The following is a 17,482-nucleotide window of genomic DNA, read 5'->3' on the forward strand; positions in this document are numbered from 1 at the left end:
TCATCCTTCTTTCGGCGGGGGAACCGGGGCGAAGTAGCTGGCCGCCAAGACCAGCAGGGCCACGCCAATCAGCGATCCGGTCCACAGCAGGGTGCCGGCGCCCGCCAGATCGACGAACAGGAGCTTGGCCCCCACGACCGCCAGCAACGCAAATCCCGCCTGCCAGAGGCGCCGCACGCCGATGCCGGCCGCGCGGATCATGGCGGCGATGGCGGTCAGCGTCCATAGCAGGGTCAACATCGCCTGCAACAAGGTGGAATGCCACAGCGCATCGGCCCGGAAGGGGACGCCGCCCCAATGATGGGCAATGCGCGCGGCCAGGCAACTGATCCAGACAAACGCCAGCACCCCGACCCGGTTGGCCTGCGGCAACGGCGTGTCTGGCCAGGGGTCGTCTTCGAAACCACGCAGCCAGCGGTAAAGCGTCGCCAGCACGGCCAGTTGCACCAGATCGAAGGGGTTGAGGAGCGGCACGTAGGGCAGGCCGGAACCGCCGCCGTCATGCGCCACTCCAGCCCACAGCAGCCACGCCGCCAGCCAGGCCGCTGGCAGCAGGGAGCCGGGACCACGATAGGTGAGCGGCGCGGCCGAGACCGGCGGCAAAGCACGGCGGGAACCCTCCACCGCCAGCCACAGCCCGCTCAGCGGCCCAAGCGCCATGGCCAGGACCGGCCAGAGGGTGGCACCGGGCGCCAGACGAAAGCCCAGCCAGGCCAGCTCGCCGGATATCAGCAGCATGCCCAGCCAGAAGCCGCCCACGTGGCGTACGGCCGGCCACATCGCTACCCCGTCCGCCTGCTGCCTGGCCAGCAGCCAGTAATGCCCGGCCAGCGACAACGGCAAGGCCAGCACCATCAGACCGGCCAGCATGTGCTGACTGTGCAGCCAGGCCGACCACGCCGCCAGCCACAGCACCGGCAGCAACAGCAACGAGAGATGGCGGAGCGCGTTCCAGGCCAAGCGCCGCCCCAAAACTTCCAGCGTGATCAGTGACAAGGCGATATAGGTCAGGGTCACTGGGGTACTTTGCAGCAGAGGCAAGTGGCGCTCGCTCTCGCTCCAGCCGGCGAGACCCCACCAGGCAAAGGCCCAGAGCAGCGCCGGTATTGCCACGCGCTCGTCGACGCGCCGCAGCAGACGGGCGCAGGCAAAACCGGCCCCGGCCAGCAGGACCATGCCGAGGAAGATAGCGTTGATCACCGGCAGGCCCGTCAGCATCTGCGGCAACCCGTACAGGAAATACGCAGCAGCGGCCACTTGCAGTCCGGTGCCGCAGGCCATCGCCAGCTTCCGCTGCTGCACGACGCCGAACCACACTACCGCCACGCCTTCCACCGCCCAGAACGCGGCGGTCACCTGGGCGCCAAACGCCAGCGGCGCCACCAAGGTGCCGAAGGCGATGCCCAGCCCCAGCTGGCAGCGCTCCAGCACTCGCAGGACTTCGTCGCGGCGGCGAAAGAGCAGCACCCACAGCGCCAGGTAATAGAGCGCGGCCGCCAGCGCGGCCCAGGCCAGCTCGTAGCGGTCGGCAGCCAGTTGCGACTGCAGCGCGAAGCCGACCAGCGGCGTGCCAAAGACCAGCGTGCTGTCGCTCCAGCCGGCCCAACCAGGGGCGCGAAACAGCGCCATCAGCACCGGCGTCACCGAGTAGAGCCCCCAGAAGAACAGCAGGAACGCCTGGCTCACGCCATGAAAGTCGGCGCGGTAATGCTCGACGGCCCAGGCCATGCCGACGCCGATCGTCATCAACAAGCCGGTGGCATTGAGCAGCCGCCAGTTCTTGAACCACGAGACGCCGACGATGAAGGTGTTGAGCAAAACGAAATAGGCGAACAGCGGCGCTGGATCGCTGCTGCCGGTGGCGGCCAGGACCGGCGCGGCAAAGGCGCCTGCCAGCCCGAACGCCGCCAGCACCACGCCATCCTGGGCCACCGCCAGCAACACGCAGGCGACGCCCAGCAAGGCGAACAGCAGGAAGGCGGGCGTGGCCCCGAACAGGGCGTAGCGCACGTGCATGAAATAGACGATCAGGTAGAGGATGGCAAAACCGCCGCCCTGCAAGACGATGCCGAAGTGGGTGCGCACGCCCTGGTGCACGCGGTTCCAGCCAAAGGCGACCATCGCGCCACCGGCGACGGTGCCCAGCAAGAGGCGCAACGGCACCGGTAGCAGCCCGTAATCGGCGGCCAGGCGCAAGGCCGAGGCGACGCCAAAAAACAGCAGCACGACGCCGATCTTGGCGAGCAGGTTGCCGGCCAGCAGGCGCTGCCAGAGCGGCACGGTCGTTTTCGCCGTCGCCTCGGTTTCGGCGGCTGGCGTGGCAGCGGCGGGTTCGACCACTGGCTCTGGAGGCGTCGCCGCTTCTTCATCATCGAGCGTTGGCGCGGTTTCTTCTGCCGCCTCCAGCAGCGGGGTGGATACCCGGGGTGGCTCGGCGTCGACGTCCTGGCCTTTCAGTGCCGCCAGCTCCTGCCGCATCTGCCCGGCCTCGCGCTGCAGCCAGAGCACCTGCTCTTCGAGCGATCGCAGGCGTTGCTCGACCCCGCTACGCCTGCCGAGTCGGGACAAGAAGACGAGTGCAGCAAGAAACAGCAGAAGCCCGAGCCATCCCATGGTCGCCTCCTAGCGGCGCTCGCCGCGCAATTCGCCCACCAAGGTTTGCAGGCGATCCGGCGCGGCGTCTTGCGGCGCAACCGGCGGCGCCCCCACCAAGGCGATCTTCGAGAAGAAGCCCCGGCGGAACGGCGTCTTCATCGCCTGGCCGTCGATGCGGGAGAAGAAGCTTCCCCACAAGCCCTGCAGGGCCAGCGGAACCACCGGCACCGGGTTGGCCTCCAGAATACGGGTGACGCCCGGGCGGAAGGGGTAAAGATCGCCGGTATCGGTAATGCGGCCTTCCGGGAAGATGCCCACCAGATCGCCGACTTCAAGCGCCTTGGCGACCTCGGCAAAGGCCCGCTCCATCATGGCCGGATCTTCCTTGGCCGGTGCGATGGGGATAGCGCGCGAATGCCGGAAGATGTAGTTGAGCAGCGGCGTCTTGAAGATGCGGTGGTCCATGACGAAGCGGATCGGCCGCGGCGAGGCCCCCATGATGATGACCGGATCGATGAAGCTGACATGGTTGCAGACCAGCAGCGCAGGCCCCTCGGCGGGGATGTGCTCCAACCCCTTCTTCTCGAGCCGGTAGGCGGCATGAATCAGCAGCCACGCCAGGAAGCGCAGCATGAACTCCGGCACCAGCCCGTAGATATAGATCGCCACCGCCGCATTGCAGAGTGCCGCGATGCCAAACAGGGCAGGGATGGGCAGCCCGGCGCCCAGCAGGCCGGCGGCGGCCAGGGCACCCGCCACCATGAACAGGGCATTGAGGATGTTGTTGGCGGCGATGATGCGCGCCCGGTGTTCCGGGGAACTGCGCAATTGCACCAGGGCGTAGAGCGGCACGATGAAAAAGCCGCCGAACATCCCCAGCATCACGAGATCGAACAGCACCCGCCACGCCCACGGCTGGCTCAGCAGCGCCCCGATGCCGAGCGGCGTCGCGCCGCTGAGCGCCGAAGGCGAAGCAAAGGCGAAATCGACCCCGAACAGGGTCAGGCCGATGGAGCCGAAAGGCACCAGGCCAATCTCGATGCGTTTGCCGGACAGGCGTTCGCACAGCAGGGAGCCCGCGCCGATGCCGACAGTGAAGGTGGCCAAGAGCAGCGTGACCACCGACTCGTTGCCACCCAGCACATTCTTGGCGTAGGCCGGAAACTGCGCGAGGTAGAGCGCGCCGTACAGCCAGAACCACGAAATGCCCAAGATGGACAGAAACACGGTGCGGTTCTGCCGGGCAAAGCCGATATTGCGCCAGGTTTCGGTCAAGGGATTGGGGTTGACCTTCAGCTCGGGGCAGGGCGCCGGTGCCGTCGGGATCCGCCAACTGGTGAGAAACCCCAGTAGTGCCACCAATAGTCCGCCAACCGCAATCCAGGCCGGATGCGCGACGGACCCGGCCAGCAAGCCGCCGGCCAGGGTGCCAATCAGGATGGCGACGAAGGTGCCGGCCTCGACCAGCGCGTTGCCGCCGACCAGTTCGGTTTCATTGAGATGTTGCGGCAGGATGGCGTATTTCACCGGGCCGAACAGCGTCGAGTGCAGGCCCAGCAGGAACAGCGCCGACAGCAGCACCGCCAGGCTGTGCAGCCAGAACCCGGTGGCCGCCACCGCCATGATGACCATCTCCAGCACCTTGACCAGCCGTGCCAGCCGCGCCTTGTCGTACTTGTCGGCCAGTTGCCCGGCAGTCGCGGAAAACAGGAAGAAGGGCAGGATGAAGATGCCGGCCGCCAGATTGGCCAGTACCTCAGCCTTGAGCGTGGTCCACTGGCTGGTCTGGAAGGTCAGCAGCACGACCAGGGCGTTCTTGAACAGGTTGTCGTTGAAGGCCCCGAGAAACTGCGTGACGAAGAAGGGCGCAAAACGACGCGCTTTGAGCAGACCGAACTGTGACGGCATCAAGTGGCCTCGCGCAGGTAGGTGAGGACGGCAGACAGGCTCTCCTCGAGAAAAGCCTTGTTGATCCAGCAATACACTTCCTTGCCCTGCTTTTCGGACTGGAGCACGCCCGCTTCGCGCAGGATCTTGAGATGGTGGGACACGGTCGGCCGCGACAAGGTGGACGCGTCGGCGATCTGACCCACGGTCAAACGGTCGCCCGGTTCGAACAGCAACAGGATGCGTTGCCGGTGCTCATCGCCCAAGGCGACAAACACCTTGGACATGGCGTACCACTGGGGAGGGATTGCCTGGCTATAGTTTGACTTCATGTCGATAGATTTAGACATATCAACGGAAAGAGTCAAGAACGCAAACGTAGGTCACAGCGGCACGGCCGGGCCTGCCGTCTGCGGCGACGCATCCCGAGCCGGCGCCTGGCGCCGCTTACTGGTCGTCAACCTCGCCGGTGGCTGGGTTACTCCCAGGCGACGTTGGCCGAAAACAGGTAGCCCGCGCCGTAGATGGTCTTGATCAGGGCGGGGCTCGCCGGGGTTTGCTCCAGTTTCTGGCGCAGCCGCGACACCCTTACGTCGATGCTGCGGTCGAGCGGGTCGAGATCGGAGCGGCCGGCGAGCTGTTCTCGCGTCAGGATGCGGTTGGGCCGTTGCAGCAGCGCCGTCAGCAGCCGGGCCTCGGAAACGCTCAGCTCGACCGATTGGCCGGCCGGCGAGGTGAGCTGGTTGCAATCCAGATCGAAGCACCAGCCGACAAACCGCGCCCGGCGCTGCGCCGCGGCCGGCTCCGCCTCGGCCTGCCGGGCGTAGCGGCGCAGGATGACGCGGATGCGGGCAATCAGCTCGCGCGGCTCGAACGGTTTCACGATGTAGTCGTCGGCGCCGGTCTCCAGCCCCACCACACGGTCGGCCACGTGGCTGCGTCCGGTCAGGATCAGCACCGGACAGTCGTGGGTTTTCCAGAGACGGCTGACCAGCTCCATGCCGTCGATGTCCGGCAGGCCCAGGTCGACCAGGCACAGACTCGGCCGGGTGGACCTGAGAGCACCGAGCAGGTCCTGCCCGGTGGCGAAATGGCGGGCGTCGAAGCCGTAGTCCTGCAGGGTGCGGCAGATCAGCCGGGAAATCTCCGGCTCGTCCTCGACAACGAAAATGAGTTCGTGGCGGGCCTCCGCCATCGCTTCGTTCGGCGTATTGACTGGGTTCATCATGGGCCTGGATGGATCGCCAAAGCGAGTTGTTCTTTGGAAAACGGCTTGTACAAGGGGTCGATGCCGAGCTCGGCGGCCAGCCCGGCCGCACTGTCCTGGGCATTGCCGCTGATCAACACCACGTGCAGTCCGGGGCGCAGGCGGCGTGCCCGTTCGGCGAGCTGCCAGCCGCTGACGCCGCCCGGCATCACCACGTCGGAGACCACGCAGGCGATCTCCTCCACCTGTTCGATCATGGCGAGCGCTTCGACGCCGTTGTCGGCTTCCAGCACGGCATAGCCCAGGTCGACCAGCTGCATGCGGATGATCTTGCGCACCTCCGCCTCATCCTCCACCAGCAACACCAGTTCGCCGCTGGCGCTGCAGATCGCGGGGCAGGCCGGCGAGCGCTCGCCTGCCGGCGCCGGGCTTCCCGCCGGCAGATAGAGGATCACCGCGGTGCCGGCGCCAATGGTGCTTTCGATGTGCACCATGCCGTGCGACTGCTCGACGAAGCCATACACCATGCTGAGCCCCAGGCCGCTGCCGCCGTCGAAGCGCTTGGTGGTGAAAAACGGCTCGAAGGCCCGCGCCAGGGTGGCGCCGTCCATGCCGCAGCCGTTGTCGCGCACCGTGATCCGCACGTAGTCGCCCGGTGCCAGCGGGCGCTCGCCAACGCCGATGGCCAGAATCGATTCCGGGGCGATCTCGATACGCAGCCGCCCGCCATCAGGCATGGCGTCGCGCGCGTTGAGGGCAAGGTTGAGCAGGGCGTTTTCCAATTGGTGCGGGTCGGCAAACGCAAAGAGCGGTTCTTCCGGCAGCTGGGTGGTGATGCTGATGGTGGAAGGCAGCGAGCTGCGCAGCAGCCGGGTCAGGTTGAGCACCAGCCGGCCCACTTCGATGCTCTGCGGCTCCAGCGGCTGCTGGCGCGAGAAGGTCAGCAGCTGGCGGATCACCTCGACCCCGCGCCGCGCCGCCTGGATCGCCGGGTCGACGTACTCCATCAGCGCGGTGGCGTGCGCATGTTTTTCCTGCAGCGCCACCAGGTTGCCCAGCACCACGGTGAGCAGGTTGTTGAAATCATGCGCCAGGCCGCCCGCCAGCTCGCCCACCGCTTCCATCTTCTGCGCCCGCAGCAGGGCGTTTTGCGCCAGCACCTGCTCGGTGATGTCGAGCGACAGCGAAAAGAAGCCCATCACTTGGCCGTCGGCGCCGATCTCGGGCACCAGGGTGCTGCGGGCGTAGACAGTGCGGCCGTCGGCTCGTACCCGCGAGTATTCGTAGCCGACCTGCTGCCCGGCCTGGGCCTTGCGCAGATGGGGCTGCAAGGTCTGGAACAGTTCGGCCCCCATGACGGTTTCCACGGTCTGGCCGATCACGGTTTCCTTGGTGCGCCCGGTCCAGTCGGCGTAGCCCTTGTTGGCGAAGCGGTACACCAGATGGCGGTCGATGTAGGCGATGAAGGCCGGCACGGTGTCGGTGATCAGGCGCAGCCGCGCCTCGCTCAGGCGCAGGTCGGCGGCGACCAGGTCGAGGTTGGCCTTGGCCTTGCGCAAGCCGGCGTTGGCGCCTTCGAGTTCGGCGGTGCGTTCGCGTACGCGGCGGTCGAGCTCGGCGTTCTCGTTCTCGATCAGGCGCTCGTAATTGCGCTGAGTAGTGATGTCGGTGTAGATCGTGATGAAGCCCTTGCCGGGCAGCGGCACGCCGTGGACCTTCAGGACCTGTCCGTCCGGCCGCACCCGTTCCATGGTGTGCGGCAGGAACTGGCGCGCCACCTCGACCCGCTCGGCGACCTGCTGCTCGATATCGCCCGGGCCGTATTCGCCGCGTTCGGCGTTATGGCGGATAAAGGCTTCGAACGGGGTGCCGAGGCGGGCGAGCTCGTCCGGGAACTCGAGCAGGTCGAGAAAGGCCTGGTTCCACGCCACCAGGCGCAGATTGGCGTCGAACACGGTCAGGCCCTGGTCGATCAGGTCGAGCCCGGCGTACAGCAGCTCGTGCCGCTCGAGCGCGGCGCTGAATCCTTCTTCGTCCGAGACAGGTGTCGGCTTCCCCGAATCCATGGCGATTCCATCCCATTCCAACAACGACAGTAGGCCTATTGTGCCATGACCCGGGGCAGGACAGACCCGTCACCCGCCCTCGTTACAATTCAGTACATTTCACGAAAAGTTCATTAAACCTTCTCTTGCACCATAGGGATAACGCCTGCCGCAACAAGGCGAACGGCAGTTCCGCCCGCCAAGACCTGCTCATGATCTGTCACGAATCCTGAACAGGTTCCAAGGGCCCGCTGCCGCGGCACCTTACAACATGTGCATTAGAGGAGGAGGTTGCAGTGAACTCTACCAATCCGTACGGCATTGGCCTCGACAAGGGTCCGGCCAATTATGTCCCGCTGTCCCCGCTGACCTTCCTGGAGCGCAGCGCCACGGTCTACCCCGAACGCATCGCCTCGATTCACGGCGACTGGCGCATGACCTGGCGCGAGGTCTACCAGCGCTGCCGCCGCCTGGCCTCGGCGCTGCAGCGTCGCGGCGTCGGCGCCGGCGATACCGTGGCGGTGATGCTGCCCAACATCCCGGCGATGTTCGAATGCCATTTCGGGGTGCCGATGTGCGGCGCTGTGCTCAATACGCTCAACACCCGTCTCGACGCCGAATCGATCGCCTTCATGCTGCGCCACGGCGAAGCCAAGGTGCTGATCACCGACCGCGAATTCTGCGAGCCGGTCGCCAAGGCGCTGGCGTTGCTGGACACCAAGCCGCTGGTGATCGACGTGGACGATCATCTCTTCAGCGGCGGCGACCTGCTGGGCGAGACCGACTACGAGGCATTGCTCCGCGAGGGCGACCCGGAATTCGCCTGGACGCTGCCCGGCGACGAGTGGGACGCCATCAGCCTCAACTACACCTCGGGAACCACCGGCAACCCCAAGGGCGTGGTCTATCACCACCGCGGCGCCTACCTCAACGCCGTGTGCAACCTGTTCGAATGGGGCGTGCCGCGCCACGCGGTGTACCTGTGGACCTTGCCGATGTTCCATTGCAACGGCTGGTGCTTCCCCTGGGCGATGGCCGCCAACGCCGGCACCAACGTGTTCCTGCGCCGCGTCGACCCGCGCCAGATCTTCGCCCAGATCAAGCAGCACCGCGTGACGCATTACTGCGCGGCGCCGATCGTGCACAACATGATGATCAACGTGGCCGACGAGTGCGGCAAGGACATCGAGCACGAGGTGAGCTGTCTCGTCGCCGGCGCGGCGCCGCCGGCCGCGGTGATCGAAGGCATGCAGCGCCTGGGCTTCAACATCACCCACGTCTACGGCCTCACCGAAACCTACGGCCCGGCCGGGGTCTGCGCCAAGCAGCCGGAATGGGAGGGTATGACGCTGGCGGAGCGCACCGAGCGCAACGGTCGCCAAGGGGTGCGCTACTCGATGCAGGAAGGCATGACGGTGATGAACCCGGAAACCATGCAGCCGGTGCCGGCCGACGGCGAAACCATGGGCGAGATCATGTTCCGCGGCAACCTGGTGATGAAGGGCTACCTGAAAAACCCGGACGCCAGCGCCGAGGCCTTTGGCGGCGGCTGGTTCCACACCGGTGACCTGGCCGTGCTGCAGCCGGACGGCTACGTCAAGATCAAGGACCGCTCCAAGGACATCATCATCTCGGGTGGCGAGAACATTTCCTCGCTCGAGGTGGAAGACGTGCTGTACCGCCACCCGGCGGTGATGAGCGCCGCCGTGGTGGCCAAGCCGGACACCAAGTGGGGCGAGGTGACCTGCGCCTTCGTCGAGCTGAAGGACGGCGCCACTGTCACCGAGCGCGAAATCATCGACTACTGCCGCGCCCATCTGGCGCACTTCAAGGCTCCCAAGCAGGTGGTGTTCGGGCCGATTCCGAAAACGTCCACCGGCAAGATCCAGAAATTCCTGCTGCGCCAGGAAATGAAATCGTCCTCGGCCATCGAATGACGGCCCACGCTGCGGAGTGAGGAAATGAAAATTGTGGTACCCGTGAAGCGGGTCATCGACGCCAACGTCAAGGTCCGCCTCAAGGCCGACGGCAGCGCCGTCGACAGCGACAACGCGAAGATGTCGATGAACCCGTTCGACGAGATCGCGGTGGAGGAGGCGATCCGTCTGAAAGAGGCCGGCGCGGCCAGCGAGATCGTCGCGGTCTCGATCGGTTCGGACGCCTGCCAGGACGTGCTGCGCGCGGCGCTGGCGATGGGCGCCGACCGTGCCCTGCTGATCCGCACCGAGGCGGTGCTGGAGCCGCTGGCGGTGGCCAAGCTGCTGCGCGAGGTGGTGGCACGCGAACAGCCGCGGCTGGTGATCTGCGGCAAGCAGTCGACCGACGGCGACGCCAACCAGGCCGGGCAGATGCTGGCGGGCCTGTTGGGCTGGCCGCAGGCGACCTTCGCCTCCCGGCTCGACCTCGGCGCCGACGGCGCCACGGTGACGCGGGAAATCGACGGTGGCCTGGAAATCATCGCCGTCACGCTACCGGCGGTGGTCACCACCGACCTGCGCCTCAACAGCCCGCGCTACACCACGCTGCCCAACATCATGAAAGCCAAGAAGAAGCCGCTCGACGTCGTCGCGCTGGACGAGTTCGGCGTCGACACCCGGCCGCGCCTGACCACGCTGGGCCTGGCCGAGCCGGCCGCGCGCAGCGCCGGGGTGAGGGTGGCCGACGTGGCCGAGCTGTTGGCGAAATTGAAGAACGAGGCAAAGGTGATCTGAATGACGGCCCTGATTATCGCTGAACACGACAACGGCTCGCTCAAGAGCGCGACCGCCAACACCATTGCCGCGGCGCGCCAGCTCGGTGTCGAGATCCACGTGCTGGTGGCCGGCAGCGCCTGCTCCGCCGCCGCCGAACAGGCAGCCCGTCTGCGCGGCGTGGGCAAGGTACTGATGGCGGATGCGCGGCATTACGAGGGAGGGTTGGCCGAAAACCTGGCGGCGCTGATCGTCTCCCTTGCCCCGTCCTACAGCCACGTGCTGGCGCCGGCGACCACCTTCGGCAAGAACGTGCTGCCGCGCGTGGCGGCGCAGCTCGACGTCGGCCAGGTGTCGGACATCGTCGAGGTGCTGGCGCCGGACACCTTCGTGCGGCCGATTTATGCCGGCAATGTGCTTGCCAAGGTGCGCTGCGACGACCCGATCAAGGTGATCACGGTACGCGCCACCGCGTTCGAGGCCACCGGCCAGGGCGGCACCGCGCCGATCGAAACCATCGCCCCCGGCCCCGACCTGGGCATGTCGCGCCTGCTGGCACGCGAGCTGACCCATTCCTCCCGCCCGGAACTCACTGAAGCCAAGATCGTGGTGTCCGGCGGGCGCGGCCTGCAAAGCGGCGAGAACTTCAAGCTGCTGGAAGCGCTGGCCGACCGGCTCGGTGCCGCGATCGGCGCATCGCGCGCGGCGGTCGACTCGGGCTTCGTGCCCAACGACTACCAGGTGGGCCAGACCGGCAAGATCGTCGCCCCGCAGCTCTACATCGCGGTCGGCATTTCCGGTGCCATCCAGCATCTGGCCGGCATGAAGGGCTCCAAGGTGATCGTGGCTATCAACAAGGACCCGGAGGCGCCGATTTTCCAGGTCGCCGATTACGGCCTGACCGCCGACCTTTTCCAGGCCGTGCCGGAGTTGATCTCCGCGCTTGGCCAGTGACCGTTCACCACCCGACCCCGCACGCAGGCCAGCGGTACGGCCTTGTCCGGCGCCTTCGGCCAACGTGCGGGCCCGGGTTCGCAAGAGGATAGAGAAATGAGTCAGTACGTTGCCCCCGTGCGGGATATGTTGTTCGTGATGCAGGAACTGGCCGGCTTGGCCGACGTGGGCGCGTTGCCGGGCTGGGAGGAGGTGGGCGGCGAGCTCGCCGAGGCGGTACTGGAAGAAGCCGGCCGCTTCGCCGGCGAGGTGATCGCGCCGCTCAACGTGGTGGGCGACCGCGAAGGCAGCCGTCTCGTCGACGGCAAGGTGGTGGTTCCCGCCGGCTTTGCCGAGGCCTACCGCCAGTTCGTAGAGGCGGGCTGGGGCGGCATCTCGTCACCGGAGACGTTCGGTGGGCAGGGCTTGCCGCAGCTCTTGGCCAAGCCGGTGACCGAGATGTGGAAATCCGCCTGCCTGGCGTTTTCGCTGTGCCCGATGCTGACGCAGGGCGCGCTCGAGGCGCTGCTGCATCATGGCACCCCGGAACAGCAGAACGCCTACCTCGCCAAACTGGTGTCGGGCGAATGGACCGGCACCATGAACCTGACCGAGCCGCAGGCCGGTTCCGACCTCTCGGCGGTGCGCAGCCGCGCCATGCCGGAAGACGATCATTACCGTATCTTCGGCAGCAAGATCTTCATCACCTGGGGCGAGCACGATGTCACCGACAACATCGTGCACCTGGTGCTGGCGCGTCTGCCGGACGCCCCGGCCGGGGTGAAGGGCATCTCGCTGTTCGTGGTGCCGAAGTACCTGTTGAATGCCGACGGCTCGCTCGGCGAGCGCAACGACGTGCAGTGCGTGTCGCTGGAGCACAAGCTTGGCATCCATGGCAGCCCGACCGCGGTGCTGGCGTTCGGCGAGAGCGCCGGCGCGATCGGCTACCTGGTGGGCGAGCCCAACCGCGGCCTGGAATACATGTTCACCATGATGAACCACGCGCGGCTGGCGGTGGGCCTGGAAGGCGTGGCGATTTCCGAACGCGCCTACCAGCAGGCGCGCGACTACGCCCGCGAGCGGGTGCAGGGCAGGGCGCTGGGCCACGAGTCGGCCGGCGCCATCATCCGCCACCCCGACGTACGGCGCATGCTGTTGACCATGAAATCGCAGACCGAGGCGATGCGGGCGCTGGCCTACGTCACCGCGGCCTACATGGACCAGGCTGCGCGCCACCCCGACCCGGCCGAGCGCGCACGCTACCAGTCGCGCGTCGAACTGCTCACCCCGGTGGTGAAGGGCTGGTGCACCGAGACCGCTCAGGAAGTCACCTCGCTCGGCGTGCAAATCCATGGCGGCATGGGCTTCATCGAAGAAACCGGCGCCGCCCAGCACCTGCGCGACGCTCGCATCACCACCATCTACGAAGGCACCACCGGCATCCAGGCCAACGACCTGCTCGGCCGCAAGACCCTGCGCGAACAAGGCAAGACGCTGCTGGCGCTGGTAGAGGAGATGCGCGCCGACACCGTGCACGTCGGCGCTCTGGACGGCGAGGCTTTCCGCCAGTTGGCTGCGGCGCAGCATGTGGCGATCAAGGAACTGGAAGGCGCCACCCGCCACCTGATCGATGCGGCCGCCATCGACCCACGGCTGGCTTTCGCCGGCGCCGTCCCTTACCTGATGCTGCTGGGCACCGTGTGTGGCGGCTGGCAGATGACGCGGGCGGCGGGAGTCGCCCAGGCCCGCATCGCCGCCGGCGAACCGGTGGCCTTCTACCGCGCCAAGATCGACACCGCGCTGTTCTACGCCGAGCACATCCTGCCGCGCGCCATGACGCACGCCTACGTGGTCCAGCACGGTGCCCGTTCCACGCTGGCGCTCGACGAGTCCGCGTTCTGAGGGAGGGGAGCATGAACGCGCGCGAAAGCATGGAATACGACGTGGTGATCGTCGGCGGCGGCCCTTCGGGGCTGTCCGCGGCGATTCGCCTCAAGCAGCTGGCGGCCGACAAGGGCCAGGAGATCAGCGTCTGCCTGCTGGAGAAGGGCTCCGAGATCGGCGCCCACATCCTCTCCGGCGCGGTGCTCGAACCTCGCACGCTGAACGAACTGATCCCGGACTGGAAAGACAAGGGTGCGCCGCTCAACACCCCGGCCCAGAAGGATCAGTTCCTGCTGCTGACCGAGACCGAGTCGATCCAGCTGCCCACTCCGCCGCAGATGCACAACGAGGGCAACTACATCATCAGCCTCGGCAACTTCTGCCGCTGGCTCGGTCAGCAGGCCGAAGAACTCGGCGTCGAGATCTACCCCGGCTTCGCCGCCGCCGAAGTGCTCTACCACCCGGACGGCTCGGTCAAGGGCGTGGCCACCGGCAACGTCGGCACCGGCAAGAACGGCGACCAGGACGGCGAGCCCGGCATCGAGCTGTGGGCCAGGCAGACCGTGTTCGCCGAGGGCTGTCGCGGCTCGCTCACCAAGACCCTGTTCGAGCGTTTTGACTTGAGAAAGGGATCCGACCCGCAAACCTACGGCATCGGCATCAAGGAACTGTGGGAGGTGAAACCCGAGCTGCACCAGCCGGGCAAGATCACCCACACCGCCGGCTGGCCGATGGACACCGCCACCTACGGCGGTTCCTTCCTCTACCACCTGGAAAACAATCAGGTGGTGGTCGGCTTCGTGGTGGGGCTGGACTACCAGAACCCCTACCTGTCGCCGTACGAGGAATTCCAGCGCTTCAAGACCCACCCGGCGATCCGTGGGGTGTTCGAAGGTGGCCGCCGCCTGTCCTACGGCGCGCGCGCCATCTCCGAGGGCGGGCTGCAGAGCATTCCCAAGCTCACCTTCCCGGGCGGGGTGCTGATCGGCGACACCGCGGGCTTCCTCAACGTGCCGAAGATCAAGGGCACCCACACCGCGATGAAGTCCGCCATGCTGGCGGCCGAGGCGATCGTCGAGGCGCTGGCCTCGGCCCAGGAAGGCCAGCCGCTCGAGGCCACCACGTACACCGCCACGTTCAAGCAGAGCTGGCTCTACGACGAACTCCACCGCGTGCGCAACATCCGCCCGGCGTTCCGCTGGGGGCTGTGGCCGGCGATGCTCTACTCGGCGCTGGACACCTACCTGTTCCGCGGCAAGGCACCGTGGACGCTGCACCATAAGCACGCCGACCACGAATGCCTCAAGCCCAAGGACGAGTGCACGCCGATCGCCTACCCCAAGCCGGACGGGGTGCTGACCTTCGACCGGCTGTCGTCGGTGTTCATCTCCAACACCAACCACAGCGAAGACCAGCCGGCGCACCTCAAGCTGAAGGACCCCAGCGTACCGATCAAGATCAATCTGGCCCAGTACGACGCGCCGGAGACGCGCTACTGCCCGGCCGGGGTGTATGAGATCGTCGGCCGTGAAGAGGGCGAGCCGCGCCTGCAGATCAACGCGCAGAACTGCGTGCACTGCAAGACCTGCGATATCAAGGACCCGAGCCAGAACATCAACTGGGTGACGCCGGAAGGCGGCGGTGGGCCCAACTACCCGAACATGTAAACGGCCCGTGCGGCCTGGCCTTGCCCGGAGCGCCTCGCCCTCCGGCAAGCGCCGGCCTGCGCCTGATAACAAGCACACCTTCACACAAGAGAGAGAACAGAGATGACAGACAATAATTTGACCATCGGCGTGGTTGGAGCAGGGCAAATGGGGCGCGGCATCGCCCAGGTCTGCGCCATGGCCGGCATGACGGTGCTGCTCAACGACGTTTCCGAGCAGGCCGTCGCGCGCGGCATCGACACCATCGCCGGACAGCTCGACCGGCTGGTGACCAAGGACAAGCTGAGCGCCAGCGCCCGCGACGAGGCGCTGCGCCACCTTAAGCCTGCCGCCAGCCTGGAGCAACTGGCCCAGTGCGATTGCGTGATCGAGGCCGCCACCGAGAACGAAGCGCTCAAGCTCGACATCTTCCGCCGTCTCGACGCCATCGTGCAGCCCAACGCCGTGCTCGCCAGCAACACCTCTTCGATCTCGATCACCCGCATCGCGGCGGCGACCCAGCGCCCCGACAAGGTTATCGGCATGCACTTCATGAACCCGGTGCCGGTGATGCCGCTGATCGAGGTCATCCGCGGCCTGCATACCTCGGACGCGGTGTGCCAGGCGGTCACGCTGTTGGCCAAGCAGATCGGCAAGGTGCCGGTGGAGGTGAAGGACGGTTTCGGCTTCGTCGCCAACCGCCTGCTGATTCCGATGATCAACGAGGCGATCTTCTGCCTGCACGAAGGGCTGGCCAGCGCGGAAGACATCGACACCGTGATGAAGCTCGGCGCCAACCACCCCATCGGCCCCCTGGCGCTGGCCGACCTGATCGGGCTCGACACCTGCCTCGCCATCATGGCGGTGCTGCACGAGGGCTTCGACGATTCGAAATACCGCCCATGCCCCTTGCTCAAGCAGATGGTCGATGCCGGCCTGCTCGGGCGCAAGACCGGCCAGGGCTTTTTCCGCTACAACACATAAGCCAACCCGATGGCCGTCACGGAGCTGGCGCGCGGCGCCGGCTTCGCCGATCACCCTGACAACAGGAGGCATCCGCCATGTCCAGCGAACCCAATGTGCTGCTCGAGATCGTCGAGCCTTCCATCTACCGTCTGACCATACATCGCCCCAAGGCCCTGAACGCCCTGAACCGCGCCACCATCGCCGAGCTGGGCGCGGCGCTTACGACCGTCGCCGCCGATCGCTACGCGCGCGCGCTGCTGGTGACCGGCGCCGGGGACAAGGCTTTCGTGGCCGGCGCCGACATCCGTGCCATGCAGGACATGAGCCCGATCGAGGGGCAGAGCTTCGCCCGTGAAACGATGGCGGTGTTCCGCCAGCTGGAAACTCTGGCGATCCCGGTGATCGCCGTGGTCAACGGCTACGCGCTGGGCGGCGGCTGCGAGCTGGCGATGAGCTGTGACTGGATTCTGGCGGGCGAGAACGCCGTCTTCGGCCAACCCGAGGTCAACCTGGGGCTCACGCCCGGCTTCGGCGGCACGCAGCGCCTGACGCGGCTGGTGGGGCGAGCGCGCGCGCTGGAACTCATCACCACCGGGCGGCAGATCAAGGCGGACGAGGCGCTGCGCTGGGGCCTGGTCAACCATGTCTTCCCCGCCGGGCAACTGATGGACGAAGCGCTCGCCATGGCGCGGCAGATTGCCAGCAAGGCGCCGATCGCGGTGCGGCTCAGCAAGGAGGCGGTGCAGCGCGGCCAGGACCTCGACCTCGACAACGCCTGCCAGTTCGAGGCCCAGGTGTTCGGTCTGGCGTTCTCCACCGAGGACAAGCGCGAGGGCGTGGCCGCCTTCCTCGACAAGCGCACTCCCACCTTCAGCAACCGCTAGCACCCCGTTTTACCGGAGAGAGGGCGCGCCCGCGCCGCCTCTCCGGCGTTGTATCCCCGCAGCACTGAACCACCCACCATAACAATCAAAACTTCCAAGGAGGAAAACTATCATGACTGCACCTCAGCAGGGTCTTCAGATCGTCGAAACCCGTACCACCATCGCCGACCCCACCGCCCTGGGCGTGTTCGGCCTGTCGCTGGTCACGTTCGTGGCGGCCTCGGCCAAGATGCACTGGACCGAGGGGGTAGGCTATCTGATCCCGTGGACGATGTTCCTGGGGTCGATCGCGCAGATCTGGGCCTCGTCGCTCGACTTCAAGAAAAACAACTACTTCGGCGCCATCGTGCTGGGGGTGTACGGTCTGTTCTGGATGGCGGTGTCGATGCACTGGGCGATCAGCCTGGGCTGGTTCGGTGCCATCAACCCAGCCCAGTTTGACCCCAAGCAGATTGCCTTTGCCTTCTTCGGCTACGGCATCTTCTCGCTGTTCATCATGGTGGTGGCGTTCGAGACCAACAAGGTGTTCGCCACCATCGTGGTGCTGATCAACGTCCTGCTGTTTTCGCTGGGTTTTGCCGCGCTGGGCGTGGCCAAGGCTCAGTTCAGCACCGCCGCGGCCTGGTCGGAACTGTTGATCTCGCTGCTCGGCTTCTACGCCTGCGGCGCGATCTTCTTCCGGAATTTCTTCGGCCGGGAAATCCTGCCCCTGGGCGCCCCGCTGGGTCTGATCAAACGTAGCTGA

13 protein-coding genes are annotated in these 17,482 nt (G+C 66.5%); 8 read left to right on the top strand and 5 right to left on the bottom strand.

Annotation, left to right across the window (positions count from 1 at the left end; translation table 11 throughout):
- The 5 genes from NH8B_RS10405 to NH8B_RS10425 all read right to left on the bottom strand — a co-directional run bounded on the left by NH8B_RS10405 (position 1) and on the right by NH8B_RS10425 (position 7,755).
- Positions 1–2,613, bottom strand: a complete 2,613-nt coding sequence (locus tag NH8B_RS10405) for a DUF2339 domain-containing protein (protein WP_014087248.1) — start codon at positions 2,611–2,613, stop codon at positions 1–3.
- Between the two features lie 9 nt (positions 2,614–2,622).
- Complete coding sequence (locus tag NH8B_RS10410; protein ID WP_014087249.1) at positions 2,623–4,503, bottom strand: MFS transporter; 1,881 nt, start codon at positions 4,501–4,503, stop codon at positions 2,623–2,625.
- Complete coding sequence (locus tag NH8B_RS10415) at positions 4,503–4,769, bottom strand: ArsR/SmtB family transcription factor (protein ID WP_232503446.1); 267 nt, start codon at positions 4,767–4,769, stop codon at positions 4,503–4,505. The genes NH8B_RS10410 and NH8B_RS10415 overlap by 1 nt, the downstream gene beginning before the upstream one ends.
- A gap of 191 nt (positions 4,770–4,960) precedes the next feature.
- On the bottom strand, positions 4,961–5,710 hold the full coding sequence (locus NH8B_RS10420) for a response regulator transcription factor (RefSeq protein ID WP_014087251.1): 750 nt from the start codon (positions 5,708–5,710) through the stop codon (positions 4,961–4,963).
- The gene (locus NH8B_RS10425) at positions 5,707–7,755 is read right to left on the bottom strand and encodes a PAS-domain containing protein (RefSeq protein WP_014087252.1); all 2,049 of its coding nucleotides are present in this window, start codon (positions 7,753–7,755) and stop codon (positions 5,707–5,709) included. The genes NH8B_RS10420 and NH8B_RS10425 overlap by 4 nt, the downstream gene beginning before the upstream one ends.
- 275 nt (positions 7,756–8,030) lie before the next feature.
- Here NH8B_RS10425 and NH8B_RS10430 point away from each other — a divergent pair, with 275 nt between their 5' ends.
- The 8 genes from NH8B_RS10430 to NH8B_RS10465 all read left to right on the top strand — a co-directional run bounded on the left by NH8B_RS10430 (position 8,031) and on the right by NH8B_RS10465 (position 17,482).
- On the top strand, positions 8,031–9,671 hold the full coding sequence (locus tag NH8B_RS10430) for an acyl-CoA synthetase (RefSeq protein WP_014087253.1): 1,641 nt from the start codon (positions 8,031–8,033) through the stop codon (positions 9,669–9,671).
- 24 nt (positions 9,672–9,695) lie between these two features.
- Positions 9,696–10,445 carry an electron transfer flavoprotein subunit beta/FixA family protein gene (locus NH8B_RS10435; RefSeq protein WP_014087254.1) on the top strand — a complete coding sequence of 250 codons (750 nt, stop codon included), beginning with the start codon at positions 9,696–9,698 and terminating at the stop codon, positions 10,443–10,445.
- Positions 10,446–11,378 carry an electron transfer flavoprotein subunit alpha/FixB family protein gene (locus NH8B_RS10440; RefSeq protein WP_014087255.1) on the top strand — a complete coding sequence of 311 codons (933 nt, stop codon included), beginning with the start codon at positions 10,446–10,448 and terminating at the stop codon, positions 11,376–11,378. It begins immediately after the preceding gene.
- A 96-nt stretch (positions 11,379–11,474) separates the two neighbouring features.
- Positions 11,475–13,259, top strand: a complete 1,785-nt coding sequence (locus NH8B_RS10445; protein ID WP_014087256.1) for an acyl-CoA dehydrogenase — start codon at positions 11,475–11,477, stop codon at positions 13,257–13,259.
- Positions 13,260–13,270: 11 nt separating this feature from the next.
- The gene (locus NH8B_RS10450; RefSeq protein WP_014087257.1) at positions 13,271–14,908 is read left to right on the top strand and encodes an electron transfer flavoprotein-ubiquinone oxidoreductase; all 1,638 of its coding nucleotides are present in this window, start codon (positions 13,271–13,273) and stop codon (positions 14,906–14,908) included.
- A gap of 102 nt (positions 14,909–15,010) precedes the next feature.
- Entirely contained in the window at positions 15,011–15,871 is an 861-nt protein-coding gene (locus tag NH8B_RS10455) for a 3-hydroxybutyryl-CoA dehydrogenase (protein ID WP_041702923.1), read from the top strand.
- Positions 15,872–15,948: 77 nt separating this feature from the next.
- Complete coding sequence (locus NH8B_RS10460) at positions 15,949–16,737, top strand: enoyl-CoA hydratase-related protein (protein ID WP_014087259.1); 789 nt, start codon at positions 15,949–15,951, stop codon at positions 16,735–16,737.
- Positions 16,738–16,849: 112 nt separating this feature from the next.
- Positions 16,850–17,482 carry an acetate uptake transporter gene (locus NH8B_RS10465; protein WP_014087260.1) on the top strand — a complete coding sequence of 211 codons (633 nt, stop codon included), beginning with the start codon at positions 16,850–16,852 and terminating at the stop codon, positions 17,480–17,482.

This window comes from Pseudogulbenkiania sp. NH8B, from assembly GCF_000283535.1.
GTDB classification, from domain to species: domain Bacteria; phylum Pseudomonadota; class Gammaproteobacteria; order Burkholderiales; family Chromobacteriaceae; genus Pseudogulbenkiania; species Pseudogulbenkiania ferrooxidans.